1 protein-coding gene is annotated in these 835 nt (G+C 36.2%); it reads right to left on the minus strand.

Annotation, left to right across the window (positions count from 1 at the left end; translation table 11 throughout):
- A partial coding sequence (locus ACS8FD_RS18730) for a dynamin family protein (RefSeq protein ID WP_439276957.1) occupies positions 1–622 on the minus strand: 622 nt, incomplete at its 3' end.
- Between the last annotated feature and the right edge of the window lie 213 nt (positions 623–835).

Here is an 835-nt window from a genome sequence, read left to right on the forward strand (position 1 = left end):
ACTCATTATCAGCTATACTATTTATCGTAGTAGCAAGACGAACTAAATCATTCAATCGTTGTAAAAAATCAAAGATGTCAGTTTCGCCGTTATAGGTATCACTAAATGAAAAGCCTTCTTGAATGAACTCTATTAGCTCGACAATTTCTGGACTTGGATTTTCAATACTACAAACTCTTAGCGCACTTTTTACTTCAACTAAAAACTTGTTAATAGGTTGACTATTAAAATTTAGCTTAGGTGTTGTTTGTTCTTTATTATGGCAGATTAAAGTAGGGAGGGATGTCATTGGACGATTGCGATTGGGTAGTATCTCGCGCCCGACAATAGCGTTAATAGTAGTGGATTTACCGGCTTTCATTGTGCCCACAACAGCTAAGACCACATCAAAGTTTTGTAGCTTATGAACTTCACCCTTCAGAACCTGCTTGAACTCTTTACAGGTCTCCGGGGTTAAAATACCTTCACTTTTAGAGTCATAATTTTTTGACTCCTCTTCTTTACTTAAGATGTCAGACTCGATATCTGAGAGCATGCTTATCTGGGTTTGCAATATTTTAATAGCATCATCTTTATAACCATTAAGCGCTAATTTTGTCATTCCATTATTCGCAATACTCATCATTTCACCTTAAAGTCTTTCAATAATTAATGTTTGGGTTTTTAGAGCTTTTCTAAATAACCTTTGAGCAGGTCTTGCATTTGTGTTTGAACACTACTAGGGCTAATCACACGAATATGAGGTATCCAATATTGGACGATAGGCACAACTTCTCTTGGGTGCATATTTTTACAGGCTAATAGCAAATCACCACTATCCAGTTTGCGTATTAGC

This window comes from Psychrobacter sp. 1U2 (assembly GCF_051847575.1).